The organism is Pseudomonas sp. CFBP13528 (assembly GCF_005233615.1).
Lineage (GTDB): Bacteria > Pseudomonadota > Gammaproteobacteria > Pseudomonadales > Pseudomonadaceae > Aquipseudomonas > Aquipseudomonas fluorescens_AM.
Map to the genome: position 1 here is coordinate 118,472 of NZ_QGAJ01000002.1, position 26,854 is coordinate 145,325.

Genomic DNA, 26,854 nt, shown 5'->3' on the forward strand with positions numbered 1-26,854 from the left:
GGCGGAACGCGGCATACTGGTAACACTTTGTCTCAGTCAAGGAGCCTGTATGCAGTTGGACCCCGTCAGCGGTTGGTTCGAGGGCATTCGTCATTGCCCTTCGCCCAACTTCAACGAGCGCCCGGCAGGCGAGGTATCGTTGTTGGTGATACATAACATCAGCTTGCCCCCGGCGCAGTTTGCCACCGGTAAAGTGCATGAGTTTTTCCAGAATCGCCTGGATGTAACGGAACACGCCTACTTTGAGGGGATCGTCCACCTACGGGTTTCTGCGCATTTTCTGATTGAACGCGACGGTGCAGTGACGCAGTTTGTGGCGTGCCAGGACCGGGCCTGGCATGCGGGCGTTTCCAGCTTTGAAGGCCGGGATACCTGCAACGACTTTTCGTTGGGAATCGAGCTGGAAGGCACAGACGATCTGCCGTTCACCGACGCCCAGTACCAGGCGCTGATTGAGCTGACGCGCCAGTTGCTCCCAGCTTACCCTGCGATTACCCCCCAGCGTATCTGCGGTCACAGCGACATCGCCCCAGGCCGCAAAACCGATCCGGGCCCGGCTTTTGATTGGAAGCGCTTTCGTAGCGCGCTGCAGGATGGAGGACACAAACTATGAGTTTTCTGGTGCTGGTACTGGCAGTGTGGATCGAGAAGTTCTCGGCCTTGCGCCAGCGGTTGCAGTGCGACGGCGGCTGGCTGCGCGAGCTGGCCAGGCTTGAATCGAGCCCGCGCATGGCCAAGCGGCCCTGGCTGATCCTGCTGGCGCTGGTGGTGCTGCCCGTGGCGCTGCTGGGCTTGTTGCTGCTGGTGCTGGAGCCCGTGGCCTATGGTTTGTTGGCGTTGCCGGTGCATGTGCTGGTGGTGATCTACAGCCTGGGCCGTGGCGATCTGTTGGCCGCGTTGGGGCCGTTTCGTGATGCCTGGCGGCGGGGTGATCTGCAAGCCGCCGAGCATGTGGCCGAACGTGACCTGAACCTGGGTGCCGACAGTGGCGAGCAACTGCTCGAGCGGGTTCAAGGCCATTTGCTGTGGCAGGCGTACCAGAGCTTTTTCGCGGTGATTTTCTGGTATTTCCTGCTGGGCCCGGTGGCCGCTCTGGCCTATCGCCTGCTGGCGCTGGCCAGTGAGCACAGCCAGAATCCACTGGTGGCCGAACGCGCCACGCACATGCGCCACGCCTTTGACTGGCTGCCGGTGCGCCTGCTGGCGGCGAGCTTTGCCCTGGTGGGCAATTTCGTCGGGGTCAGCCGGGTCATGCTCCACGAATTGCTCAGTTGGGATATCAGCGCTGCACAGCTGATGGAAAAAGTCGGCCTGGCCGCTGCGCAGATACCGCCTCCGGTGGTGGGCGCCGAAGGTATCACCAGTCTTGATCAGCTGTGGGAATTGCTGCTGCGTGCGGCGGTGCTGTGGTATGCCGGTTTTGCAATCTGGACGGTGTTGCCCTGAGACAGCCGGCAGGGGCAACCCCTGCCGTTAACCTTACGTTACAAAACTCCCGTTCAAATTGAGCTATACAGACAGAATGCCAAATAGTGGCTATCTGCCGCCGCCCTGCGCCTCAATAAAAATAAAAGTAAGGGAGATCACCTGTGAAGCGCTTGCTCTATCCCGCCGTCGCGTTGATGAATCGCCTGAGTTTCGGCCTGAAGTTCAGTCTGATCAGCGTGCTGTTCCTGCTGCCGATGCTGGCGACTAACTATTTTCTGGTGCGTGACGCCTGGGCTGAGTTCCAGGGCACCCGTATTGAACTGCAGAGCCTCGATCTGCTGGGCAGCAGCCTGGTGGTGCGTCGCGAGCTGGAAGCACTCAATAACCAGGTGCAGATCAACGCGACCCTCGGCCAGTCCGGCAAGGCCGGCGACCTTGAAGCCAGGATCGGCGCCCTGGAGCAGAGTGTGCTCGGCCGTGTGCAGGGACTCAGCGCGATGGCGACCCAGCCCGAACAGGTTGCAGCTTTCGATGCCAAGCGTGATGAGCTGATCGCTGCGTTCAAGGCTCAGCAACAGGAAACGTCACTGCTCAACAAAACTGCATTGATCGGCAAATTGCTCAACCAGGCCCAGATACTCAGCCAGATCATCGCCAGTCAATCCGGCTTGAGCCGAGATTCGCAGAGCGATCTGCGCCAACTCAGCGAACTGATCACCGCCGTCACCCCACACGTCACGCAGTTGCTCGGGGAAGGGCGTGCGATGGGCGCGTACTCCCTGGGCCAGGGCTTTATCAATTCATCTTCCAGCACACGCTTTGACGAGCTGCTGCAGCAATTGGAAAAACTCCAGGGCGAATACGGCTTGAAGCTGCAGGATGCGCTCGGCGCCAGCAGTGCCGCGCAGGCGGCGCTTGATACCGTAGCGCAAGCCAGCCGGGCCAGCCTCAAGCAGGGCGCTGAATTGTTCGAAGAACGGGTGGTGGTGGCTGAAACCCTGGACACACCGTGGCAGGGCTTTTATGACGACGTCAGTCGACTGATGGCCAAAACCTATCAACTCGATGACGCCTCCCTGGCATTCCTCAAGCAGCAACTGGAACAACGCCTGGCGCAAAAGCGCCTGCACATGATGCTGTTGGTCACGGCGCTGGTGGCGGTATTTGCGCTGATTTTCTATTTGTATGCAGGCTTCTATGCTTCCACGCGCGCGACCTTGCGCAGCCTTGGGGCGATGATGGATAAAGTGGCGGCCGGCGATATGACGGTCAGTTTCGTTGCAGAAAGTCGCGATGAACTGGGGGATCTGGGCCAGGTATTCAATGGCACCGTGGCCAAGATCCACGACCTGATCGAGCGCGTCGGGCACACGGTCGGTCAGGTCGAGCTGCAAGCCGGGCAAGTCCAGGCGGTCTCGGCACAGAGCAACCAGGCGGTGTCCGGCCAGCGCAGCCAGATCGAGCAAGTGGCCACAGCGATGAACCAGATGTCATCCACCGCCCAAGAGGTGGCGCGCAGCGCCGCAGCCGCTGTCAGCAGCGCCCACAGTGTCAACGATGAAACCGTCAACGGCCGCGCGCTGGTGCAGTCCCAGCAAGGCAGCATCGCGCGCCTGGCGTCGGAGATCGATGAGTCGGTGCGGGTGATCAACCAGTTGGCTGTCGACAGCCAGTCCATCAGCAGCGTGTTGGACGTCATCAAAAGCATCGCCGGGCAAACCAATTTGCTGGCACTCAACGCGGCGATCGAGGCCGCGCGCGCCGGTGAGCAGGGGCGCGGTTTTGCCGTAGTGGCCGACGAGGTGCGTACGCTGGCGCGGCGTACGCAGCAGTCCACCGAAGAAATCGAGCAGATGATCGGGCGCCTGCACAGTGGCGTCGGCGCAGCGGTCAAGGCCATGGGCGCCAGCCATGACATGGCCAGTGGCACGGTAGGGCAGTCGGAGAAAGTCCAGCAAGCCTTGGAGAATATTCTCGGTGCGGTAGGAATGATCGTCGATCAGAACCAGCAGATCGCCGCCGCCGTGGAGCAGCAAACGGCCGTCGCCCACGAGATTGATCAGAATATCGTCGCGATCAATCGTGCGGGTGAGCACGCCGCCCAGGGCGCCGACCAGACCGAAGCGGCCAGCCATCAGCTGTCGCAGCAGGTCACTCAATTGAAGCTATTGATTGGCGCGTTTCGCGTGTAGGAACTCTCGGTGGGATTTAACTCGGTAGGGCGTGGCACTTGTCCTGATTTCGCTGATGGCCTTTCAATGCGCCGTGAATAGGTGGAATTTGTATCATCTGGTCACGGTCTCAAGGAGGCACGGCGATGGCCGCTGTCATCGGCATCAAAGGGCATTGCGCCCACTGCGACATGACGTTTGAACTCAAACCCTGGCAACTGAACGCCATTGCCATCGACGAGCCCTTTGTCTGTACCTATTGCCATGCGTGCCTGCAGCTGTGTTGTCGAAAACAGCTGCGTCGATTTCGTGCCCTGGACCAATGGGCGCTGGTGCCGCCCGGCATGATCATGCTGACGTGCGCGACCCTCCTGGTGGCGCTGTTTGCAGAGTGGCTGGGACTGCTCAGTGTGATCGGGCAATTCAACATTTCGTTGACGACGCTGTTGATCCACTTCCTGGTGCTGCGCTACGTGCGTCATCGGCGAAGGATGACCTTGAACCTGCAAGCCGTCAGCCGGTTACCACTTGAACAGCTCGCACGCGTTGCGTGTGCTCGCCTCAGCCAGCCGTGAAGCGCTGATGCCCATCCGCTCGGCCAGGGCGCTGCAGATAGCCGGCAAGTGGTGTGGGCTGTTGCGCCGGCCCGGATACATGGCGGGGGCCATATCCGGCGCGTCCGTCTCCAGCACCACGGCTTCCAGCGGCAATTGAGCCAGCACCTTGTGCATGCGCAAGGCCTGCGGCCAGGTGGCGGCACCGCCCAGGCCCAGCTTGAAGCCGAGCTTGATGTACTCGCGGGCTTCTTCCCGGCTGCCGGCGAACGCATGAATAATGCCGCCACGCGGCAGGTGAATGCGCTTGAGCGTGGCGATCACCGCCGCGTGACTGCGGCGTACGTGGAGCAAGGCCGGCAGGGCGAAATCCACCGCGAGTTTCAACTGGGCTTCGAACAGCGCTTGCTGGCGCTCACGGTCCAGGTGTTCAAGAAAGTAATCCAGGCCGATTTCACCCACGGCGCACAGTTGCCGGTGGCCCTGCAGGCGCGCCAGCCAGTCGCCCAATTCCAGCAGGTCGGCAGGGCGATGCTCATCCAGATACACCGGGTGCAGGCCGAAGGCGGCGAACAAGCCTTCATCCTCCACCACCAGATCCCACAACCGCTGCCAATTGCGCTGATAAACCCCGAGCACCACCATGCGCCGCACACCGAGTTGACGGCTGTGGGCGAGGACCTGCGGACGATCATCGTCGAAGTCCGCGAAATCCAGGTGGGTGTGGGTGTCGATCAGCTCCACGCTCAGGCCTCGTGAATACGCTGCTTGAAGGTCCGGCTGATGCCGTGCACACCGGGCTGGTAATGTTCTTCTTCAATGGCCGCCAGGGCCAGGCGCAGGGCGGTGTCGGCGATCAGTTGATGCTGCTGGGCCATGGCGTTGACCGGCAGCGGCAGGAAGTCCAGCAACTGCGTATCGCCGAAGGTGCCCAGGCGCAGTGGCCGAGATTTGAGCGGGAAGTCGTGAAGGGCGTCAAACACGCCTTGCAGCAGCACGTAGGACGTGGTCACCAGAGCGTCAGGCAGATGCCCCAGGCGCTGCAGTAATTGCTCCATCAGCTGTCGCCCGCAGTCGCGGCTGAAGGCTTCGCCCTGTTCGATGATCACCTCACCGGTAAAGCCTTGCAGGGCTTCACGGAAACCCGCGGCACGTTCCTGGCTGATGCTCAGCTCCGGATGTGCGCCGATCAGCGCGATTTGCTTGGGCAACGGTTGCAGCAGGCTGCGGGTAAGCTGGTGACAGGCTTGACGGTCGTCGCTGACCACCGAGCAGAACTGGCTGGACTCCATGACCCGGTCGATAGCGATCACCGGCAAGCCTTTGGCCTGCAGTTCGCGATAGCTGTCATCCTCGGCTGGCAGGCAGCTGGCAACGAACAGCGCATCGCAGCGCCGCGCGCGGAACAGTTGCAGCAACTGGCGCTCGCTGTCAGCTTCATCGTCGGAGCTGGCGATCAGCAATTGATAGCCGCGCGCCCGTGCGCCTTGTTCGAGCAACTTGGCAATGCGTGCGTAACTGGGGTTCTCCAGGTCCGGCAGGATAAAGCCCAGGGTGCGCGTGTGCCGGCTGCGCAATCCGGCCGCTTGGGGGTTAGGCGTAAACCCGTGGGCCTGGACCACGGCCCGCACCCGCTCCACCGTCGCGTTGCTGATACGTTGCTGTTCGGCCTTGCCATTGATGACATAGCTGGCGGTGGTCACGGACACACCGGCCAGACGTGCGATATCACTGAGTTTCAAACCGGGTTTCCTTGTTTTTTTGAGCGTGCCCCGACATTTTGTCCAATCGTAACCGATTCCAGCATACGACCAATGTCCCACAGCAGGCGCCGAGTGGCCCTTCAAGCTTGCGCAATTAACGCGTAATCTGCCATAAATTCTAGATTAAACGTTTCAGCAAGGGTATTTTTACGATGTTCGCCGCTGAGTGGCTACTGCCAACTGACCGCTCAGTCAGTTAATTTTGAACACCGCTAAGCTGATTTATTCAAAACAATACCTAGTGCGCACCTCGCACTAACTAGGAGAACGGCATGCTCGAGCTCACTGTAGAGCAGATATCCATGGGCCAGGTGGCAGTGGATAAATCTGCGGCCTTGCACCTGCTCGCTGAAAAACTGGTGGCCGATGGCCTGGTTGCCGAGGGTTATCTCAGTGGCTTGCAAGCCCGTGAAGCCCAAGGCTCGACCTTTCTTGGCCAAGGCATTGCCATTCCTCACGGCACCCCGGAAACCCGCGACCAGGTATTTTCCACTGGCGTGCGTCTGTTGCAGTTTCCCGAGGGCGTGGACTGGGGCGACGGCCAGGTCGTGTACCTGGCGATCGGGATTGCCGCCAAATCCGATGAACACTTGCGCCTGCTGCAATTGCTGACCCGCGCCCTGGGTGAGACCGACCTCGGCCAGGCGCTGCGCCGCGCCGGTTCCGCCGAGGCGTTGCTGAAACTGCTGCAAGGCGCGCCGCAGGAACTGGCACTGGATGCACAGATGATCAGCCTCGGCGTGTCGGCCGATGATTTCGAGGAACTGGTGTGGCGAGGCGCGCGCCTGTTACGCCAGGCCGATTGCGTGAGCAACGGGTTTGCCGCCGTGTTGCAGCAAGTCGATGCACTGCCCCTGGGCGATGGCCTGTGGTGGTTGCACAGCGAGCAGACGGTCAAGCGCCCGGGCCTGGCGTTCGTCACGCCGGACAAACCCATGCGCTATCTGGGCCAGCCGCTCAATGGCCTGTTCTGCCTGGCCAGCCTGGGCGAAGCGCATCAGGCGTTGCTCGAGCGCCTGTGTGCCTTGCTGATCGAAGGGCGCGGCCAGGAATTGGGCCGCGCCACCAGCAGCCGTGCCGTGCTTGAAGTGCTGGGTGGCGAACTGCCGCCCGACTGGCCCAGTGCCCGCATCACCCTGGCCAACGCCCACGGCCTGCATGCACGCCCGGCGAAGATCCTCGCGCAACTGGCGAAAAGTTTCGACGGCGATATTCGCGTGCGCATTGTCGATGGCCCGGTCGGTGCGGTGTCGGTTAAAAGCCTGAGCAAGCTGTTGAGCCTCGGCGCGCGGCGTGGCCAGGTGCTGGAATTCGTCGCTGAGCCGGCGATCGCTGGCGATGCGCTGCCAGCCCTGTTGACCGCGATTGAAGAAGGCCTGGGCGAAGACGTCGAGCCGTTGCCGACCGTCAGCGCCCAGCCCGCCACCGTCGACATCGAGCCAGTCATCAGCGCGCCGCTGTCCGGTAGCCAGATCCAGGCAATTGCCGCCGCGCCCGGTATCGCCATCGGCCCTGCGCATATCCAGGTGCAGCAGGTCTTCGACTATCCACTGCGCGGTGAGTCCTGCGGTGTCGAGCGCCAACGCCTGCAGGCTGCGCTGAGTGATGTTCGTCGCGATATCGAGGGCCTGATCGAACGCAGCCAGTCCAAGGCGATTCGCGAGATCTTCATCACCCACCAGGAAATGCTCGACGACCCCGAGCTTACCGACGAAGTCGATACTCGCCTCAAGCAAGGCGAAAGCGCCGAAGCGGCCTGGATGAGTGTGATCGAAGCGGCCGCCAGGCAGCAGGAGTCGTTGCAGGATGCCTTGCTCGCCGAGCGCGCCGCCGACCTGCGCGACATCGGCCGCCGCGTGCTGGCGCAACTGTGCGGCGTCGACACCGCGCAGGAACCCAATGAACCCTACATCCTGGTGATGGACGAAGTCGGCCCTTCGGACGTCGCGCGCCTGGACCCGGCCCGTGTCGCCGGCATCCTCACGGCGCGGGGCGGCGCCACGGCCCACAGCGCCATCGTCGCCCGCGCGCTTGGCATTCCCGCGCTGGTCGGGGCCGGCGCGGCGGTATTGCTGTTGAGCGCCGGTACACCCTTGTTGCTCGATGGCCAGCGCGGCCGCCTGCACGTCGACCCCGATGCCGCCACCCTGCAACGCGCGACCGTTGAGCGCGACACTCGCGAGCAACGCCTGCAAGCCGCCTCTGCGCAACGCCATGAACCGGCGCTGACCCGCGACGGCCACGCGGTGGAAGTGTTCGCCAATATCGGCGAAAGCGCCGGAGTGGCCGCGGCGGTGGAGCAGGGCGCCGAGGGTATCGGCCTGTTACGCACCGAGCTGATTTTCATGGCCCACCCCCAAGCCCCGGACGAAGCCACCCAGGAAGCCGAATACCGGCGCGTACTCGACGGCCTCGACGGGCGCCCGCTGGTGGTGCGCACCCTCGACGTGGGCGGCGATAAACCGCTGCCGTACTGGCCGATTGCCGAGGAAGAAAACCCGTTCCTCGGTGTGCGCGGCATTCGCCTGACCCTGCAACGCCCGCAGATCATGGAAGCGCAACTGCGCGCGCTGTTGCGTTCGGCAGACAGCCGGCCGTTGCGCATCATGTTCCCCATGGTCGGCAGCGTGGATGAATGGCGCGCGGCCCGCGACATGACCGAGCGTCTGCGCCTGGAAATCCCGGTGGCCGACCTGCAACTGGGGATCATGATCGAAGTGCCTTCGGCCGCGCTGCTGGCGCCGGTACTCGCCCGGGAAGTCGACTTTTTCAGCGTCGGCACCAACGACCTGACCCAATACACCCTGGCCATCGACCGTGGGCACCCGACGCTGTCGGCCCAGGCCGATGGCCTGCACCCGGCCGTGCTGCAACTGATCGACATCACCGTGCGTGCCGCCCATGCCCATGGCAAATGGGTCGGCGTGTGCGGTGAGCTGGCGGCGGACCCGCTGGCGGTGCCGGTGCTGATTGGCTTGGGTGTGGACGAGTTGAGCGTGTCGGCGCGCAGCATCCCCGAAGTGAAGGCGCGGGTGCGTGAATTCAGCCTGAGCCAGGCCCAGGGCCTGGCGCAACAGGCACTCGCGGTGGGTTCGCCCGCCGAAGTACGTGCTCTAGTGGAGGCCGTGTAAATGGCAAGGATTTTGACCCTGACGCTGAATCCGGCGTTGGACCTCACGGTACGCCTGGCGCGCCTGGAACCCGGTGCAGTCAACCGCAGCGAAACGCTCATCACCCATGCCGCCGGCAAGGGGGTGAACGTGGCGCAGGTGCTGGCGGACCTCGGCCACGAGGTCAGTGTGGGCGGCTTTCTCGGCGCGGATAACCCCCAGGCGTTCGAGGCGCTGATCGCCAGCCGTGGGTTTGGCGATTCGTTCATCCGCGTGCCGGGCGAAACCCGCAGCAATATCAAGATTGCCGAGCAGGATGGCCGGGTCACCGACATCAATGCTCCGGGGCCGTTGGTGAGCGCGCAGGCGCAGGAAGAACTGCTCAAGATGATCACGCTCCTCGGCCCCGAATTCGATGCGGTGGTGGTCGCCGGCAGCTTGCCGCGTGGCGTGAGCCCGCAATGGTTTCAGGCCCTGATCGAGCAATTGAAAAACCTCGGTTTGAAAGTGGCCCTGGACACCAGCGGCGAAGCCTTGCGCGCCGGCTTGAAGGCAGGCCCCTGGATGGTCAAGCCCAATACCGAAGAGCTTGCCCAGGCCTTGGATAACGCCGCGGATGCCATCCGCCAGTTGCATCAACAGGGTGTGGAACATGTGGTGGTCTCGGACGGTGCTGCCGGCGTGAGCTGGTACAGCTCGGGTGCGACCGTGCAGGCCACGCCGCCCAGGGTGACGGTTGCCAGCACCGTAGGCGCCGGCGACTCGCTGCTGGCGGGCATGCTCCACGGCCTGCTGCGCGACGAAGCGCCCGAGCAGACCCTGCGCCGCGCCACGGCAATTGCCGCGATGGCGGTGACGCAAATCGGTTTCGGCATCAGCGATGACGCGCAGTTGGCGCGCCTCGAAAGCGGCGTCGATGTGCGCACGCTGACAGAACAATAAGAGGGTTTGTGATGAAGTTAGCCATTGTTACCGCCTGCCCGAACGGCATGGTCACCAGTGTGCTGTGCGCGCGCTTGCTGGACGCCGCCGCACAGCGCCAGGGCTGGAGCACCAGTGTCGAAGTGGTGGACGTGCAACGCCCGGACAGCCAGTTGTCCCAGGCGACCCTCGATGACGCCGAATGGGTGTTGCTGGTCAGCAGCACGCCGGTGGATATGCACCGTTTTGTCGGCAAACGGGTGTTCCAGAGCACGCCGGCCCAGGCGCTGGCGGATGTCGACGCGGTGTTGCGTCGGGGCGCCGAGGAGGCGCAGGTGTATGTGGCGACCGAGGCGCCGGCTGGGAAGGCCCCGCGCATAGTCGCGATTACCGCTTGCCCGACCGGCGTTGCCCATACATTCATGGCTGCCGAGGCCTTGCAGCAGACTGCCAAGCGCCTGGGCTACGACTTGCAGGTCGAGACCCAGGGCTCGGTCGGTGCGCGCACGCCGCTGAGTCCGCAGGCCATCGCCGATGCCGACGTGGTGCTGCTGGCGGCGGATATCGAAGTCGCCACCGAGCGCTTCGCCGGCAAGAAGATCTACCGCTGCGGCACCGGTATTGCCCTCAAGCAATCGGAAGCCACCCTCAACAAGGCGCTGGCCGAAGGCGCGGTGGAAAGCGCCGGCAGCGGCGCAGTGGCCAAGTCGGAGAAAACCGGCGTGTACAAACACCTGCTCACCGGGGTGTCGTTCATGTTGCCGATGGTGGTGGCGGGCGGTTTGTTGATCGCGTTGTCCTTTGTGTTCGGCATCCATGCCTTTGAGGAAAAAGGCACCCTGGCGGCGGCGCTGAAAACCGTCGGCGACCAGGCGTTCATGCTGATGGTGCCGTTGCTCGCGGGCTACATCGCCTACTCGATTGCCGATCGTCCCGGCCTCGCGCCGGGCATGATCGGCGGCCTGCTGGCGGGCACGCTGGGCGCCGGATTCATTGGCGGGATCTTCGCCGGTTTCCTGGCCGGCTACAGCGTCAAACTGATCTCGCGGGCGGTGCGCTTGCCGCAAAGCCTGGAGGCGCTCAAGCCGATCCTGATCATCCCGTTGCTGGCCAGTTTGTTCACCGGCCTTGCCATGATCTATCTGGTCGGCCCACCGGTGGCCCGCTTGCTGACCGGGCTGACGGATTTCCTCAGCACCATGGGCACCACCAACGCGGTGCTGTTGGGCATCCTGTTGGGCGGCATGATGTGCGTCGACCTGGGCGGCCCGATCAACAAGGCGGCGTATGCGTTTTCCGTCGGCTTGCTGGCGGCGTCAAGCGGGGCGCCGATGGCTGCGACCATGGCCGCCGGCATGGTGCCGCCGATTGGCATGGGCATCGCGACGTTCCTGGCCCGGCGCAAGTTCGCCCAGACTGAACGCGAAGCCGGCAAGGCCGCGATGATTCTCGGCCTGTGCTTTATCTCCGAAGGCGCCATTCCGTTTGCGGCCAAGGACCCGCTGCGGGTCATCCCGGCCAGCATTGCCGGTGGTGCGCTGACGGGGGCACTGTCGATGTACTTCGGCTGCAAACTGGCCGCGCCTCACGGCGGGTTGTTTGTGCTGGTGATTCCGAATGCGATGAATCATGCGCTGCTGTATCTGCTGGCGATTGTAGCCGGCAGTGTGCTGACCGGTGTGGTGTATGCGCTGATCAAGCGGCCGGAAGCGGCGGAGTTGGCCGTCACTGCCTGATGCGGTAAAAAAATGTGGGAGGGGGCTTGCCCCCGATAGCGGTGTGTCAGCCAGTACATCTGGTGCCTGACACACTGCCATCGGGGGCAAGCCCCTCCCACATTTGATCTTCAGTGTCTGTGAGGGCGGTGTCATATCTGCTTCATCCGGCCATGCTTAAGTGGCCCTTTTGATACTCAAGAGGGCACTCGCATGAGCCACTTCGATCTCGGCCGTCGCCGCGTGATGCAAGCTGTCGGTGCCGGCCTGCTGCTGCCGGGCCTGGCGCCGGCGGTGATTGCGTCGGTCAAGGACCGCCCGCTGCTCACCGACGGTGTGCAATCAGGCGATGTGCTCGGTGACCGCGCAATGATCTGGAGCCGCAGCGACCGCCCGGCGCGGATGGTGGTGGAGTGGGACACCCGCAGTGTGTTCAGCAACCCACGCCGACTCGTCTCGCCGCTGGCCGATAACCGCAGCGATTTTACCGCCCGCGTCGAACTCACCGGGTTGCCCGCCGACCAGGCGATTTTCTACCGCGTGCATTTCGAAGACGCCCAGACCGGCATCGCCAGCGAGCCGTGGTTCGGCCACCTGCGCAGCGTGCCGCAACAGCGGCGCGACATCCGTTTTGTGTGGAGTGGCGACACCGTCGGGCAAGGCTTCGGTATCAACCCGGACATCGGCGGCATGCGCATCTATGAAGCCATGCGCCTGCGCCTGCCGGACTTTTTTATCCACAGTGGCGACACCATCTACGCCGACGGCCCGGTACCGGCGCAACTGGCCACCGAAGGTGGACGCATCTGGCGCAACATCACCACCGAAGCCAAGAGCAAAGTCGCCGAAACCCTGGATGAATACCGCGGCAATTACCGCTACAACCTGTTGGATGAAAACGTGCGCCGCTTCAATGCCGAGGTGCCGCAGATCTGGCAGTGGGACGACCACGAAGTGATCAACAACTGGTCGTCGAGTAAACAGTTGGATGAGCGCTACCAGACTCGCGACATCAATACCCTGGTCGGCCGTGCGCGCCAGGCCTGGCTGGAATATTCACCGATGCGCCGGCAAAGCGCCGACGCGGGCGGGCGGATTTATCGCAAGCTCGGTTATGGTCCGCTGCTGGACGTGTTTGTGCTGGACATGCGCAGTTATCGCGGCCCGAACGACGACAACCTGGGCGGCGAAAAGCCTTTCCTCGGCCGCGAGCAACTGGACTGGCTCAAGCGCGAACTCAAGGCATCCCGGGCGCAGTGGAAAGTGGTCGCAGCCGACATGCCTATCGGCCTGGGCGTGCCCGACGGTGAAGTCAGCCCCGGCGTGCCACGCTGGGAAGCGATTGCCAACGGCGATCCCGGCCCGGCCCAGGGGCGTGAGCTGGAAATTGCCGAACTGCTGGGGTTCCTGCGCGCACACAAGGTGCGCAACCACGTATGGCTGACCGCTGACGTGCACTACTGCGCGGCGCATCACTATCACCCGGACCGGGCGGCGTTCCAGGATTTCGAACCGTTCTGGGAGTTCGTCGCGGGGCCGTTGAATGCGGGGAGCTTCGGGCCCAATCCGTTGGACAAGACCTTCGGACCCGAGGTGGTGTTCGAGAAGGCACCGCCGGCGCAGAACACCTCGCCGTTTGCCGGGTTTCAGTTTTTCGGCGAGGTGCAGATTGACGGACAGACGGCGGAGTTGACTGTTATTTTGCGCGATCTGGATGGCATCTCTGTGTTCGAGCAAAAACTGCAGCCCGCTTGACCTGGAACGCGGTTAAAACTGTGGGAGGGGGCTTGCCCCCGATGGCGGTGGGTCAGTCATTGATCAATGACTGTCAGACCGCTATCGGGGGCAAGCCCCCTCCCACAGTTGGTCTTCAGTGTCGGTAAGGGATCAGTACACATCCCGGCGATAGCGGCCTTGTTCGATCAGGCGCTCCACTGCTTCACTGCCGAGGATGTCCACCAACGCCTGGTCCACACCCGTGGCCATGCCCTGCAAACTGCCGCATACATAAATTGCCGCGCCATCGGCCAGCCATTTGCGCAGCACATCGGCGGACTCACGCAGGCGATCCTGCACGTAGATTTTTTCCGCCTGATCCCGCGAGAACGCCAGGTCCAGCAGGGCCAGGTCACCACTGGCCAGCCAGCCTTGCAGTTCTTCCCGGCACAGGTAGTCGTGGGCGATATGGCGTTCGCCGAACAGCAGCCAGTTACGCTGCCGGCCGTCGGCAATGCGCGCCTTGAGCAGGCTGCGCAGGCCGGCGAGCCCGGTGCCGTTGCCCAGCAGGATCAGCGGCACTGGCGCATCGGGCAGATGGAAGCCGCTGTTGCAGCGCAGGCGCAGGCTGATGCCCGAGCCGATGACGGCGTGTTCAGTCAGCCAACCGGAGCCCAGGCCCAGGCTGCCGTCCGGATGACGCTCCTGGCGCACGATCAGCTCCAGCACGCCATCACTGGCAATCGAGGCGATCGAGTATTCGCGCATGCCCAGCGGCACCAGCGCATCCACCAGTGCCTGGGCATGCAGGCCGACCAGGTGGGTGCGGTTGTGCGGCAACTGGCGCGTGGCCAGGGCTTGATCAAGGGTATGCGCTACGCCGTCGATCACCACACCGTCACTGCCGATCAACCCCAAGCCGTCAAGGAAATGTGCGATGGCCCACGGGCAATTGCGCGGCAGGATTTCCACCAGGTCACCGGCCAGCCAACCGCTGGGCGAGGGCGGCGTGAGGCCCAGCAGGTACACGGGGGCACCGACGCTGTCAGGGTTGAGCAGGGTGCGGTGACTCAAGGTCCAGTGTTCAAACTGGGCCGTCTGCCAGGCCGCCGCCGGCGCGTGTCCGGTAAGCTGGCCGAGCTGTTGTTGCCAGGTCAGCAAGGCCTCTGTGTCGCCGCTGTCGACTTCCACCGGCGCAAACAGCGGGTTACCGCCCTGATGGGTCAGCCAGAAATTCAGGCGTCGGGCAAAGCCGCAAAAGTGCGCGTACTGGCGGTCGCCCAGGGCCAGCACCGAGTAGTTCAAGCCTTTGAGGGACAGATCCTGGCCGAGCACGCTGCGCTCAAAGCCACGAGCGCTGTCGGGCGCTTCGCCGTCGCCGAACGTGCTGACCACGAACAACGCCTGTTGCGCCCGGCTGAGGTCATCGCGGCTGACGCTGCCCAGGGGTTGCACCTTCACCCCAAGCCCTGCGGCCTGCAATTGCCCGGCGGTCTGCCAGGCCAACTGTTCGGCAAAGCCGCTCTGGCTGGCAAAGCCGATCAACCAGGCCGGCGCGTCGCTGTGGCTGTCCACCAGGCCTTTGCGCGCGTCACGCACCTGGCGTTTTTTGCGGCGACGGTCCAGGTACAGCAGCCAGCCGGTGATAAAGAACAAGGGCATGAGCAGCGCGCTCACCGTGAGCACAATTCGCCCGACCAGCCCGAAATAACTGCCGGTGTGCAGCGCATAGACACTGGTCAGCAACTGCGCCTTGAGGCTCTTGCTGGCGTAACGCTCATGGGACGTGATCTCGCCGGTGACCGGGTCGAGGTTGATCTGGTTCAGCGCACGGTCATGGGGCGAGCTGTCGAGCAGGTAATACACGGTGGCCGGTTGCCCGGCGACGGCTGGCAGGCGGATGTTGTAGGCGCTCAAGCCAGGGCCGGCGTTGCTGTAGATGCTGCTCCAGATGGCCTCGTAGTTGGTCTCGTAGTTGGCCACCGGCGCAGGGCCTGCGGGCGGCGGGCCGCGCTTGCGCAGGCGCTCGTTCTGCGGCGCATCGGACAGCAGTTGGGTCACGCCACGGCTGTACCAGTCGTAGGACCAAAACAGCCCGGTCAGCGCTGCCAGCAGATAAAACAGCAGGCACCAGGTGCCGAACACCGAGTGCAAATCCCAATTGAAGCTGCGGCCCTTTTTACGCCAGTCCAGGGTCAGCCACACACGCCAGTTCCTGACCTGGCGCGGCCAGCGCAGGTACAGGCCGGAAAGGCAGAAAAACAGCAGGATCAGGGTGCAGGCGCCGGTGATGTTACGGCCTGTTTCGCCGATGGCGAGGAAGCGGTGCAGCTGCAGGATGAAGCCGAATACGTCCTGGCCGACGGCGTCACCCAGGTAGTCGCCGGTATACGGATCGAAGTAACGCAACGGGCCACGCTGCTCGCCTGGCGGCGGGGTAAAGGACACGCGGGCGGCTTTGCCGCTGTGGTCTTCCACCCACAGCATGGCCACGCGCTTGCCTTCGGCGGCTTCCAGCTTGCGCACCAGCTCGGCGGGCGGCAGCACGCCGGCTTCGCGTTTCTGTACGTTCAGTACCGTGGGGTTGAGCGCGCGCAGGATTTCATCCTGGAACGAGTACGCAGCCCCGGTGATCCCCATCAAGGCCAGCACCAGCCCGGCCGTGATGCCGAAGAACCAATGCAACTGGAACAGGGTTTTCTTCAACACGTCAAAGCGCCTCGCTTAGCTGGATAGAGGTATCACGGCGCGCATTATGCCGTGAGTTGCCGATGGGGGGCGTGTGATTGATCACCAGGCAGTGCAGGCCTGGGCCGATAGCCTGGGCATGGACTCGCCGCTACCGGTTCCGCGCTGATGGCGCTGAAGTGGACAAGTAAAGCCTTATCCGACTTGGCTCGATTGTACGACTTCCTCTCTGTGGTGAACCGCCAAGCTGCCGCGCGCACCGTGCAGGCACTGTCCCGGGCGCTGAAACTGCGGAGCACGCACAAAAAAGCCCATGAAACGTCATGGGCTTTTTAGTTGCAGCCGTCTTACACGTAGAACGATTTCAACGGCGGAAACCCATTGAACTCAACCGCGCTGTAGCTGGTGGTGTAGGCACCGGTCGACAGCCAGTACAAGCGATCGCCAATCGCCAGGTTCAGCGGCAGGCCGTACTTGTAGTTCTCGTACATGATGTCGGCGCTGTCGCAGGTGGGGCCGGCGATGACCACTTCTTCCATCTCGCCTTTCTTCTCGGTCCAGATCGGGAACTTGATGGCTTCGTCCATGGTTTCGATCAGGCCGGAGAACTTGCCCACATCCGTGTATACCCAACGCTCGACGGCGGTACGCGACTTACGCGCTACCAGCACCACTTCGCTGACCAGGATACCGGCGTTGGCGATCAACGAACGGCCCGGCTCCAGGATGATTTCCGGCAGGTCGTCACCGAAGTCTTCCTTGAGGAAGCGGATGATTTCTTCAGCGTAGGTTTCCAGGCTGTTGGTGCGGGTGATGTAGTTGGCCGGGAAGCCACCGCCCATGTTGATCAGCTTCAACTCGATGCCGTCTTCTTCTTTCAGGCGCTCGAAGATCACTTTGACCTTGGCGATCGCCGCGTCCCACACGCTGATATCGCGCTGCTGGGAACCGACGTGGAACGAGATGCCGTACGGCACCAGGCCCAGGTCACGGGCGAGGATCAGCAGGTCCATGGCCATGTCGGTCTGGCAGCCGAACTTGCGCGACAAAGGCCAGTCGGCCGTGGTCGAGCCTTCGGTGAGGATGCGCACATAGACTTTCGAGCCCGGCGCGGCCTTGGCGATGTTGCGCAGGTCGGCTTCGGAGTCGGTGGAGAACAGGCGCACGCCCTTCTCATAGAAGTAGCGGATGTCTTTGGATTTCTTGATGGTGTTGCCGTAGCTGATACGGTCGGCGCTGACGCCACGGTCCATGACCTTGTCCAGCTCGTAGATCGAGGCGATGTCGAAGCTCGAACCCTTGTCTTTCAACAGGTCGATGATCTCGACGGCCGGGTTGGCCTTGACCGCGTAATACACCTTGGCGAATTCGAAACCGGCGCGCAGGTCATCGTAGGCCTGGCTGATCATCGCGGTGTCGATCACCACGAACGGGGTTTCCTGTTTGTCGGCGAACGCCTTCATTTTGTCAAAGGTGGCGCGCGCGAAATAATCTTCGACGTTGATCGACATGCTGGGAACTCCTAAGGGCAAACTGTATTAATCAATGGGCGCAAATGAACGTCCTCCGTATCCCCACTTTGGTTCGCCTACTTCCCAAGGCATGTCGCCGAAAGCAAAAAGGCCATGGGATACGCGTCCCTTGGCCTTGCTGTCTCGTCGTCAGTACTTGAGCCGGATGGATCGTTTCCAGCATGGACGTTCGGCGCGAACTTTAGGGCTTGACGGGCGTGGGATCAACTAAAAATGTCGCGTTTTTGCACGCGTTCGTCGCGCGACCCCGTTCAGCTACTTATGTAACCGACCGGTGTGACGGATTGATGTTCCCCGCTGAGTGGGAATTGAGGACATTTCCCTGACTCACCGTGGGGCAAATGTGGGAGGGGGCTTGCCCCCGATGGCGGTGGGTCAGTCAAATAGTTATCAACTGACCCTCCCTCATCGGGGGCAAGCCCCCTCCCACATTTTGACCTGTGTCGCGTCAGGTCAGGCCAGGGCGGTCTCGGCCGGGGAGACGATGCTGGTCTTGCCGCCACGGGACTTGCCGGAACTCAGGTACTCGGCAATCGACTCCTGGGTCACCTCACCCAGGAACACCCGCTCGGCATCCATCACCGGCAACCATGAACGGTTGAACTCGTACATGCGCGACAGCAGGATGCGCAAGTGCTCGTCATACGCGGCCGTGGCGTTGAACTCGCGCAGGTACTGGCCGCAGGTACCGGTCTGACGGTGCAGGTCGCGACGGCGTACATAGCCCAGCGCCTTGTTCTCGGCGCAGGTGACCACCACATAGCGGCGGTCGTGCTCATCCATCAGCTCCAGCGCATCGGCCACAGGGGTTTCCGGGCTCACCGACGGCGCGTTGTCCGCCGCGTCTTCGGCCTTCACCAGCAACAGGCGCTTGAGGGTACTGTCCTGGCCGACGAAGTTGCTGACAAACTCGTCCGCCGGGTGCGCCAGCAGCGTATCGGGATGGTCGATCTGCAGCAGCTTGCCGGCGCGGAAGATCGCAATCTTGTCGCCCAGCTTGATGGCCTCGTCGATGTCGTGGCTGACCATGATCACGGTCTTGTTCAGCGCCCGCTGCATTTCGAAGAACTCGTTCTGGATCATCTCGCGGTTGATCGGGTCGACCGCGCCGAACGGTTCATCCATCAGCAGCAACGGTGCGTCGGCCGCCAGGGCGCGAATCACACCGATGCGCTGTTGCTGGCCACCCGACAACTCACGCGGGTAGCGGTGCAGGTACTGCTTGGGTTCGAGCTTGATCATGCTCATCAGTTCGCGGGCGCGGTCGTGGCATTTCTGCTTGTCCCAGCCGAGCAGCTTGGGCACCACCACGATGTTTTCTTCGATGGTCATGTTCGGGAACAGGCCAATCTGCTGGATCACATAGCCGATATTGCGACGCAGGGTCACTTCATCCAGGTCGGTGGTGTCTTCGCCGTTGATCAGGATCTTGCCCGAGGAGGGCTTGATCAGACGGTTGATCATCTTCAGCGTCGTACTCTTGCCGCAGCCCGAAGGACCGAGGAATACGCAAATTTCGCCTTCGTTGACGGTCAGGCTTACATCGTTGACGGCGGTGACAGTCTTGCCGTTGCTTTGAAAAGTCTTGGACAGGTTTTGAAGTTCGATCATTTGAGCAATCCTTTTGGAGTCAGCGAGCGTTGCAGCCATTGCAGAAGCAGGTCGGCGAAGATGGCCAGGAGACTGACCAGCACGGCGCCGACAATCAGCATCGACATGTCGCTGCGGCTGATGGAAGCCAGAATAAGTACACCCAGGCCACCGGCGCCGATGGTGGCGGCGATGGTCATCACACCGATGTTCATCACCACGGCGGTGCGCACGCCGGCGAGGATCACCGGTACGGCAATCGGCAGTTCGACCATGCGCAGGCGCTGGCCGAAGGTCATGCCGATACCTTTGGCGGCCTCGCGAATGCCCGGCTCGACACCGGTGAGCGCCAGGTAGGTATTACGCATGATCGGCAGCAGGGAGTAGAGGAACACGGCGGTAATCGCCGGCATCGGCCCCAGGCCCTGGCCGAACTTGGAATAGAACGGCAGCAGCAGGCCGAACAGGGCGATGGAGGGCACTGTGAGCAATACCGTGGCGCTGGCTTGCAAGGGGCCGGCGAGTGTCGGGTAGCGGGTCATCAGCACGCCCAGGGGCACACCGACGACAATCGCGAGGATCACAGCGATACCGACCAGGGTGATGTGCTGCCAGGTCAGGTGCAGGACCTGGGCCCAATCAAGATGGGAAAAGGCGTTCAAAAATTCCATGTCTTCTCCTCGTTAGTTGATTGGATGTTGGCGCAGGAAATCGGCGGCAACGGCGGACGGGCTTTCATGGTCGACGTCGACCCGTGCGTTGAGCTGGCGCATGGTTTCGTCGTCGAACAGCGTGGCCAAAGGCTTGAGCTCGGCGGCCAGTTGCGGGTGCTGGTCGAGGTATTCCTGGCGGATCACCGGGGCAGCGGTGTAGTCCGGGAAGTAGTGTTTGTCGTCTTCGAGCAGCTTCAACTTGAACGCGTTCAGGCGACCGTCGGTGGTGTAGACCAGGCCGGCAAACACCTGGCCATTACGCAACGCGGTGTAGACCAGGCCCGCGTCCATCTGCCGGGTGTTCTTGCGCGTCAGGTTCATGTCGTAGAGCTTGACCATGCCCGCCAGACCGTCGGAGCGGTTGGCGAACTCGGTGTCCAGGGCGACCAGGCGGTGATCCTTGGCGTCTTCGGCCATGGCTTTGGTGAGATCGCTGATGCTGTTGATCTCGGGGTGTTCCTGAGCAACCTTCTCCGGCAACGCCAGGGCGTAGGTGTTGCTGAAGCGCGATGGCGACAACCAGACCAGGCCCTTTTTCGCGTCGAGTTCCTTGACCCGTGCGTAGGACTGTTCGCTGTCGAGCTTCTCGTCGATGTGGTTGTAAGCCACCAGCGACACGCCGGTGTATTCCCAGATCAGATCCAGTTGCCCGCTTTCCTGGGCGCTGCGCGCCAGGTTGCTGCCCAGGCCGCCGGTCACGCGGGCGTCGTAGCCCTTGGTGCGCAGGTATTGGGAGGTGATTTCGGCTAGCAGGGTCTGTTCGGTGAATACCCGGGCGCCGATGCGAATCACCGGTTTTTCAGCGGCGTGCGCAGTACCTGCAAACAGCAGGACGCAGCCTAATATCAAGCTTAGTGTTTTCATGTGAGTTCCTGTTTCAGGCCTAAAACGTGGCCAAGCCTCAAGACGGACGTAACCCGCGTTCCAGCCAGAGGCGGCTGGCCATGGTCACCAGACCATCAAGCAGCAATGCGAGCAGCGCGGTGCAGGCGGCGCCGAGCAGCAGTTGCGGCTGGTTGTTCAGGGCAATGCCGGGGAAGATCAGGCTGCCCAGGCTGTTGGCACCGATCAGGAACGCCAGCGGCGCGGTACCGACGTTGATCGCCAGGGCCACCCGTACACCACCGATGATGATCGGCACGGCATTGGGCAATTCCACGCGAAACAGCACCTGGCGCGGGGTCATGCCGATGCCGGTGGCGGCTTCCTTGAGTGAGCCCTGCACATTTTTCAGGCCTTCGTAGGTGTTACGCACGATGGGCAGGAGAGAGGCGAGAAACAACGCGAAGATGGCCGGGCCGCTGCCGATGCCGAGGACGCCGAGGGCGATGGCCAGTACGGCCAGGGGAGGGACGGTGTTGCCGATGTTGAAAATCTGCATGAAGCGTTCTGCGCGCCCGACCATGTTCGGTCGACTGAGCAGGATACCGGCGGGGATCCCCACAATCAGGGCGGCCAGCATGGAGACCAGGACGAGAATCAAATGAGCTTGCAGGTAAAACAATAAATCGTCGCGGTACAATTCGATCGTGTTGATGCCGATCCAGTGGACCAGCAGGGCCAGGAGCGCGACGACAACCGCTGCTCCCATAAGCCCTTTGCCATAGCGAATAGCCACAGGCGGACTCCTTTTTTCTTCTGTCGACGAACACATTCACGCGTGGCACGCCATTGCTGGCTGTCAGCGAAATGTGATCGCGAAATGCAGCTCGCCAATGCCGCCAAAAGCGGCATGAGTTCGAGCCATAAGCGCAGCCTCGTCAGGCTAACTTGCTGATTTTCCAGCCCCTGTTCCGAGTGCGTAAGCAGGGGAGTGGACGTCTCTACCTTTTAAAAGGTTCCACACTTGGGAGCATTTAGCCACCCCCAATGGGCTCAACGGTGGTCCGTGCCCTCGCGTTTGCGCTATACTCGCCGCCCTTTTTTGACTCACCTGCCAGGCGATTTCCCATGACCCACCAGGCCGCCGAAGTCGCGAAACGCCGCACTTTCGCCATTATTTCCCACCCCGATGCCGGTAAAACCACCATCACCGAAAAGCTGTTGCTGATGGGCAAGGCAATTGCGGTGGCCGGCACGGTGAAATCGCGTAAATCCGACCGCCATGCGACATCCGACTGGATGGAAATGGAAAAGCAACGGGGTATTTCCATTACCACCTCGGTCATGCAGTTTCCGTATCGCGACCACATGGTCAACCTGCTTGATACCCCGGGCCACGAAGATTTCTCCGAAGACACCTACCGCACCCTGACGGCAGTGGACTCGGCGCTGATGGTGCTCGACGGCGGTAAAGGCGTCGAGCCACGCACCATCGCGTTGATGGACGTGTGCCGGTTGCGCGACACACCGATTGTCAGCTTCATCAACAAACTCGACCGCGATATCCGCGATCCCATCGAGCTGCTGGATGAAATCGAAGCCGTCCTGAAGATCAAGGCCGCGCCGATCACCTGGCCGATTGGTTGCTACCGCGACTTCAAGGGCGTGTATCACCTGGCCGATGACTACATCATCGTCTACACCGCCGGCCACGGGCATGAGCGCACCGATGTGAAAATCATCGAAAAGCTCGACTCCGACGAAGCCCGCGCCCACCTGGGCGACGAGTACGACCGCTTCGTCGACCAGCTGGAACTGGTGCAGGGCGCCTGCCATGAATTCAACCAGCAGGAATTCCTCGACGGTCAGTTGACTCCGGTGTTCTTCGGCACCGCCCTGGGCAACTTCGGCGTCGACCACGTGCTCGACGCCGTGGTGAATTGGGCACCGAAGCCCTTGGCCCGTGTCGCCAACGAGCGCACCGTGGAACCGGTCGAAGAGAAATTCACCGGCTTCGTGTTCAAGATCCAGGCGAACATGGACCCCAAGCACCGCGACCGTATCGCCTTCATGCGTATCTGCTCCGGCCGCTACGAAAAGGGCATGAAGATGCGCCACGTGCGCACCGGCAAGGACGTACGCATCGGCGACGCCCTGACGTTCTTCTCCTCCGAGCGTGAACAGCTCGAAGAAGCCTACGCCGGCGACATCATCGGTTTGCACAACCACGGCACCATCCAGATCGGCGACACCTTCACCGAAGGCGAAGCGCTGGGCTTCACCGGTATCCCGCACTTCGCCCCGGAACTGTTCCGCCGCGTACGCCTGCGCGACCCGCTCAAATCCAAGCAACTGCGCCAAGGCTTGCAGCAGTTGGCGGAAGAGGGCGCCACCCAGGTGTTCTTCCCCGAGCGCAGCAACGACATCATCCTCGGCGCCGTCGGTGTGCTGCAGTTCGATGTGGTCGCCAGCCGCTTGAAAGAGGAATACAAGGTGGAATGCTCCTACGAGCCTATTACCGTGTATTCGGCGCGCTGGATCGAGTGCAGCGATAAGAAAAAACTGGAAGAGTTTTCCAACAAGGCCGTGGAAAACCTGGCGGTGGATGGCGGTGGTCACCTGACCTACCTGGCCCCGACGCGGGTCAACCTGGCGCTGATGGAAGAGCGTTGGCCGGATGTGAAATTCCGCGCGACCCGCGAGCACCATTGATTCAGGGCTCTCATCTTGAGCAACTAATTAAAAACCCTAAAGATTTTACCTTTAGGGTTTTTTTTTGACTTCGTAAGCGCCTATAAGTCAACTGTGAAGTTTGACAGTAGATTCTTATCGTGTTCAGCCGTTAGATAGACCAGGAGAAGAATGTAAGAACGGTTCTGCTTCTTGAACAGGCAAGGTCGTGTGGCCTTCCGTCAGTGCTTATAAGTAGACGTTCAACAGCATGTTTTTGGTTTGGGATTTGAACGTACAGATCTTTCTATCAGTTACCTGGCATGGAGATTGGATCATGGTCAGTCATGAGGAAGAACAGATACAGAATGCCACTGGATACTTTGAATATCGTTTTGAAAACGGGGGGCTGGTAATCCCGCCGTATAAGTACGTATATCTTGCAGAGGGGCCGCAACCGATTCTACCGATATTCAAAGGTCGGGATACTGAGAACGGTATTCGTGAAACGGGCTTTACCTTTACATTCGACTCGTATGACTTTTGGGGTGTCGATATTCCTGTCGGTCAGGGATTCCGTGTGGATCATTATGTAGTAGGGGGGCGTACTGAAGTTACGTCCGGTTCTGTGACTGGAATGATAAATTCCTCAGAGAAATCCGGATTTTTTAAGTTTGATCTCCATGTGGATGTTCAGGGCTCGCCAACACGCGTCGAAGGGTTCTTTATATTGAAGCAGAACGTTACTGTATTATAGTCTCGAAAGGTTCTCTCGCCTGGTTCCAGCATTGGGCAATCAGGTGATGATGGAAGGTGAGCACCATTAAGATCTTGGCGGTTGAGAGAAGGGCGAAGCTGTAATGGCTTCGCCCTTTTTTCGGCATTTGAAATGCAATCAACTGTGGGAGGGGGCTTGCCCCCGATGGCGGTGTATCAGTGACATGTAACGGCCTGGCCCACTGCTATCGGGGGCAAGCCCCCTCCCACATTCTGATCTCTGTAAGGCTGGGAATTGGCGAGAACCCTGCATCGGGTCTAGCGTTCACACACTGACTGCGAAGGAGTCCACCGTGCGAAAGGTTCGATACGTTATTTGTCTGATGCTATTGGCAGGCCCACTGCTGACAACCGTCCCGGCACTGGCCGGCGATGGCACGCCCCAATGGAAGGACACCGGCCCTGTCACCAAGAGAAAGGCCAACGAGGTCAATTCCGGCAGTTGGAAACCGCAGCCCCAGCCCACAGACGTTAAAGATCCGGAAAACCCGATCAACGAAGGGGAAGACAGTGTGACCTTCGACGACGGCGAAACCTGAGACGCCGCGCTAACCCGAAAAAAAGAAGCCCCTCCCGCCAGGCTGATGCGCAACCTGACGGAAAGGGCTGTAGAACTCACTGACGCCGCATCACCCCTGTAGGAGCGAGCTTGCTCGCGAAGAACGCAAGGGCACTGTGATTAACCAGATGCCCGCGTAATTGTTGACGTTTTTCGCGAGCAAGCTCGCTCCTACATGATTCAGGCCACGAACTGCTCTGCATAGTGGCAAGCCACCTGCCGATTATCCAACGGCCGCAACAGCGGCTCCTCGGTGCTGCAGCGCGCCGTCGCATACGGGCAGCGCTTGTGGAACGCGCAGCCAGGTGGCGGATTCAGCGGGTTGGGCAATTCGCCGACGATCTTGATCTTCGGCTTGTTCGGGTCCGGGTGAATGGTCGGGGTGGCCGACAGCAGCGCCTGGGTGTAAGGGTGCAGGGGACGGGCGTAGATGTCTTCCTTGGGGCCCACTTCCACCGGGCGGCCGAGGTACATCACCATCACGTCGTCGGCGACGTGCTGCACCACCGCCAGGTTGTGGGAAATGAACACGTAGGCGGTGTTGAATTCCTGCTGCAAATCCATGAACAGGTTGAGCACCTGGGCCTGGATCGACACGTCCAGCGCCGAGGTCGGTTCGTCCGCCACCAGCACCTTGGGTTGCAGCATCATCGCCCGGGCCAGGGCGATACGCTGGCGCTGGCCACCGGAGAACATGTGCGGGTAGCGCTGATAATGCTCGGGGCGCAGGCCCACTTGCTTCATCATCGCCTGCACTTTTTCGCGGCGTTCGGCGGCGGACAGGTTGGTGTTGATCAGCAGCGGCTCGCCGAGCTGATCACCGACCTTCTGGCGTGGGTTCAACGAGGCGTAGGGGCTCTGGAACACCATCTGCACGTCTTTGCGCAATTGCTTGCGCTGGGCCTTGTCGGCACCGGCGACTTCCTGGCCAGCGATTTTAAGCGAGCCCGAAGACGGTTCTTCGATCAGCGTGAGGGCGCGGGCCAGGGTGGACTTGCCGCAACCCGATTCGCCCACTACGGCGAGGGTCTTGCCGGCTTCGAGTTCGAAGGACACACCATTAAGGGCACGCACCGTGGCGTGGCCCTTGAACAGGCCACGGGACACTTCGTAGTGACGGGTCAGGTCGCGGGCGGTAAGAACGACGGCCATTACGCCACCTCCTGGTTCAAGGGGTAGAAGCAGCGCGCAAGGCTGTTGGTTTTCGGATCAAGGCTTGGGCGCTGGGTGCGGCAGTTTTCCTGCACGTACGGGCAACGCGGCGACAGCAGGCAACCCTGCGGACGGTCATAGCGGCCCGGCACGATGCCCGGCAGGGTGGCCAGCCGCGTGGCGCCCAGGCTGTGTTCCGGAATCGCCTTGAGCAGCGCTTCGCTGTACGGGTGCGCCGGGATGTCGAACAGTTGCGGCACCTGGCCAACTTCCACGGCCTGGCCCGCATACATTACGCATACGCGCTGGGCGGTTTCAGCCACTACCGCGAGGTCATGGGTGATCAGCACCAGGCCCATGTTCTGTTCTTTCTGCAGGGCCAGCAGCAGGTCCATGATCTGCGCCTGGATGGTCACGTCCAGGGCGGTGGTCGGTTCGTCGGCGATCAGCAGTTTCGGCTCGCCGGCAATCGCCATGGCGATGGCTACGCGCTGGCTCATACCGCCGGAGAGTTGATGCGGGTAGGCATCCATACGGCTGGCGGCGCCCGGGATTTCAACTTTTTCCAGCAGTTCGATGGCCCGTTTGCGCGCTTGCCGGCCAGACATTTTCAGGTGCAGGCGCAGCACTTCTTCAATCTGGAAACCCACGGTGTAGCTGGGGTTCAGCGCGGTCATCGGGTCCTGGAACACCATCGCCAGGTCTTTGCCGACGATCTGGCGGCGCTGGCGGTTGCTCAGCTTGAGCATGTCCTTGCCGTCGAAATTCAGCGCATCGGCCGTCACGATGCCGGGATGCTCGATCAGGCCCATCAGCGCCATCATGGTCACGGATTTACCCGAGCCCGACTCGCCAACGATTGCCAGGACTTCGCCTTTGTCGACCGAAATGTCGAGGCCATCGACCACCGGCACGGCGGTCTTGTCGCCGAAGCGCACATTGAGATTCTTGATTTCTAACAGTGACATGGGAA

At 61.8% G+C, this 26,854-nt stretch carries 21 protein-coding genes and 2 pseudogenes; 13 read left to right on the forward strand and 10 right to left on the reverse strand.

From position 1 onward, the window contains the following. The first annotated feature begins 49 nt into the window (after positions 1–49). From ampD to PspCFBP13528_RS04105, 4 genes are all read left to right on the forward strand, one after another. Positions 50–613, forward strand: coding sequence for a 1,6-anhydro-N-acetylmuramyl-L-alanine amidase AmpD (ampD, locus tag PspCFBP13528_RS04090; protein ID WP_065950659.1), 564 nt, complete (start codon positions 50–52; stop codon positions 611–613). Beyond that, a complete protein-coding gene (gene ampE, locus PspCFBP13528_RS04095) occupies positions 610–1,446 on the forward strand; it encodes a regulatory signaling modulator protein AmpE (RefSeq protein WP_137199688.1) in 837 nt (278 codons plus the stop codon). Before ampD ends, ampE begins: the two co-directional genes overlap by 4 nt. Positions 1,447–1,589: 143 nt before the next feature. Next, a complete protein-coding gene (locus tag PspCFBP13528_RS04100) occupies positions 1,590–3,620 on the forward strand; it encodes a methyl-accepting chemotaxis protein (RefSeq protein WP_137199689.1) in 2,031 nt (676 codons plus the stop codon). Positions 3,621–3,745: 125 nt separating this feature from the next. Then, complete coding sequence (locus tag PspCFBP13528_RS04105; protein ID WP_065950662.1) at positions 3,746–4,174, forward strand: hypothetical protein; 429 nt, start codon at positions 3,746–3,748, stop codon at positions 4,172–4,174. Here PspCFBP13528_RS04105 and PspCFBP13528_RS04110 read toward each other — a convergent pair. Both PspCFBP13528_RS04110 and cra read right to left on the reverse strand, forming a co-directional pair. Further along, positions 4,121–4,897: a TatD family hydrolase gene (locus tag PspCFBP13528_RS04110; protein WP_065950663.1), complete on the reverse strand. Its 777-nt coding sequence runs from the start codon at positions 4,895–4,897 to the stop codon at positions 4,121–4,123. The two genes, PspCFBP13528_RS04105 and PspCFBP13528_RS04110, sit on opposite strands and share 54 nt — an antisense overlap. A gap of 2 nt (positions 4,898–4,899) precedes the next feature. Continuing rightward, positions 4,900–5,895, reverse strand: a complete 996-nt coding sequence (cra, locus tag PspCFBP13528_RS04115) for a catabolite repressor/activator (protein WP_065950664.1) — start codon at positions 5,893–5,895, stop codon at positions 4,900–4,902. A gap of 293 nt (positions 5,896–6,188) precedes the next feature. Between cra and ptsP the strand changes: the two genes are divergently transcribed. The 4 genes from ptsP to PspCFBP13528_RS04135 all read left to right on the forward strand — a co-directional run bounded on the left by ptsP (position 6,189) and on the right by PspCFBP13528_RS04135 (position 13,417). Continuing rightward, positions 6,189–9,047 (forward strand): phosphoenolpyruvate--protein phosphotransferase, encoded by a 2,859-nt coding sequence (ptsP, locus tag PspCFBP13528_RS04120; RefSeq protein ID WP_137199690.1) that lies wholly within the window; start codon positions 6,189–6,191, stop codon positions 9,045–9,047. Further along, positions 9,048–9,968, forward strand: coding sequence for a 1-phosphofructokinase (pfkB, locus tag PspCFBP13528_RS04125; protein ID WP_137199691.1), 921 nt, complete (start codon positions 9,048–9,050; stop codon positions 9,966–9,968). An 11-nt stretch (positions 9,969–9,979) separates the two neighbouring features. Next, positions 9,980–11,683 carry a PTS fructose-like transporter subunit IIB gene (locus PspCFBP13528_RS04130; protein ID WP_065951571.1) on the forward strand — a complete coding sequence of 568 codons (1,704 nt, stop codon included), beginning with the start codon at positions 9,980–9,982 and terminating at the stop codon, positions 11,681–11,683. Between the two features lie 192 nt (positions 11,684–11,875). After that, on the forward strand, positions 11,876–13,417 hold the full coding sequence (locus PspCFBP13528_RS04135; protein ID WP_065951572.1) for an alkaline phosphatase D family protein: 1,542 nt from the start codon (positions 11,876–11,878) through the stop codon (positions 13,415–13,417). A 132-nt stretch (positions 13,418–13,549) separates the two neighbouring features. Here the strand turns inward: PspCFBP13528_RS04135 and PspCFBP13528_RS04140 are convergent, their stop codons facing one another. Further along, the gene (locus tag PspCFBP13528_RS04140; protein WP_137199692.1) at positions 13,550–16,087 is read right to left on the reverse strand and encodes a sulfite reductase flavoprotein subunit alpha; all 2,538 of its coding nucleotides are present in this window, start codon (positions 16,085–16,087) and stop codon (positions 13,550–13,552) included. Between the two features lie 61 nt (positions 16,088–16,148). On the opposite strand from PspCFBP13528_RS04140, the pseudogene PspCFBP13528_RS27690 reads away from it, so the two are divergent. Continuing rightward, positions 16,149–16,235 (forward strand): annotated as a pseudogene (locus PspCFBP13528_RS27690) (CopG family transcriptional regulator); the annotation flags it as partial. Beyond that, a pseudogene (locus tag PspCFBP13528_RS04150) lies at positions 16,235–16,348 on the forward strand (type II toxin-antitoxin system RelE/ParE family toxin); the annotation flags it as partial. The pseudogenes PspCFBP13528_RS27690 and PspCFBP13528_RS04150, both read left to right, overlap by 1 nt. A 65-nt stretch (positions 16,349–16,413) precedes the next feature. On the opposite strand, the gene PspCFBP13528_RS04155 reads toward PspCFBP13528_RS04150, so the two are convergent. The 5 genes from PspCFBP13528_RS04155 to PspCFBP13528_RS04175 form a co-directional block, all read right to left on the reverse strand. Beyond that, positions 16,414–17,577 (reverse strand): type III PLP-dependent enzyme, encoded by a 1,164-nt coding sequence (locus tag PspCFBP13528_RS04155; RefSeq protein ID WP_003188470.1) that lies wholly within the window; start codon positions 17,575–17,577, stop codon positions 16,414–16,416. A gap of 474 nt (positions 17,578–18,051) precedes the next feature. Then, on the reverse strand, positions 18,052–19,209 hold the full coding sequence (locus PspCFBP13528_RS04160) for an ABC transporter ATP-binding protein (RefSeq protein ID WP_005784718.1): 1,158 nt from the start codon (positions 19,207–19,209) through the stop codon (positions 18,052–18,054). Then, complete coding sequence (locus tag PspCFBP13528_RS04165) at positions 19,206–19,859, reverse strand: ABC transporter permease (protein ID WP_057726112.1); 654 nt, start codon at positions 19,857–19,859, stop codon at positions 19,206–19,208. The genes PspCFBP13528_RS04160 and PspCFBP13528_RS04165 overlap by 4 nt, the downstream gene beginning before the upstream one ends. 12 nt (positions 19,860–19,871) lie before the next feature. Next, positions 19,872–20,765: a glycine betaine ABC transporter substrate-binding protein gene (locus PspCFBP13528_RS04170; RefSeq protein ID WP_137199693.1), complete on the reverse strand. Its 894-nt coding sequence runs from the start codon at positions 20,763–20,765 to the stop codon at positions 19,872–19,874. 37 nt (positions 20,766–20,802) lie between these two features. Next, a complete protein-coding gene (locus tag PspCFBP13528_RS04175) occupies positions 20,803–21,492 on the reverse strand; it encodes an ABC transporter permease (RefSeq protein WP_170827556.1) in 690 nt (229 codons plus the stop codon). A gap of 359 nt (positions 21,493–21,851) precedes the next feature. Between PspCFBP13528_RS04175 and PspCFBP13528_RS04180 the strand changes: the two genes are divergently transcribed. The 3 genes from PspCFBP13528_RS04180 to PspCFBP13528_RS04190 all read left to right on the forward strand — a co-directional run bounded on the left by PspCFBP13528_RS04180 (position 21,852) and on the right by PspCFBP13528_RS04190 (position 24,709). Next, positions 21,852–23,435, forward strand: a complete 1,584-nt coding sequence (locus PspCFBP13528_RS04180) for a peptide chain release factor 3 (RefSeq protein ID WP_065883636.1) — start codon at positions 21,852–21,854, stop codon at positions 23,433–23,435. 295 nt (positions 23,436–23,730) lie between these two features. After that, on the forward strand, positions 23,731–24,150 hold the full coding sequence (locus PspCFBP13528_RS04185) for a hypothetical protein (protein ID WP_137199694.1): 420 nt from the start codon (positions 23,731–23,733) through the stop codon (positions 24,148–24,150). A 313-nt stretch (positions 24,151–24,463) separates the two neighbouring features. After that, positions 24,464–24,709: a hypothetical protein gene (locus tag PspCFBP13528_RS04190; RefSeq protein ID WP_137199695.1), complete on the forward strand. Its 246-nt coding sequence runs from the start codon at positions 24,464–24,466 to the stop codon at positions 24,707–24,709. A gap of 200 nt (positions 24,710–24,909) precedes the next feature. Here the strand turns inward: PspCFBP13528_RS04190 and PspCFBP13528_RS04195 are convergent, their stop codons facing one another. After that, entirely contained in the window at positions 24,910–25,881 is a 972-nt protein-coding gene (locus tag PspCFBP13528_RS04195) for a peptide ABC transporter ATP-binding protein (protein WP_057724522.1), read from the reverse strand. Further along, on the reverse strand, positions 25,881–26,849 hold the full coding sequence (locus PspCFBP13528_RS04200; RefSeq protein WP_065951577.1) for an ABC transporter ATP-binding protein: 969 nt from the start codon (positions 26,847–26,849) through the stop codon (positions 25,881–25,883). The genes PspCFBP13528_RS04195 and PspCFBP13528_RS04200 overlap by 1 nt, the downstream gene beginning before the upstream one ends. Between the last annotated feature and the right edge of the window lie 5 nt (positions 26,850–26,854).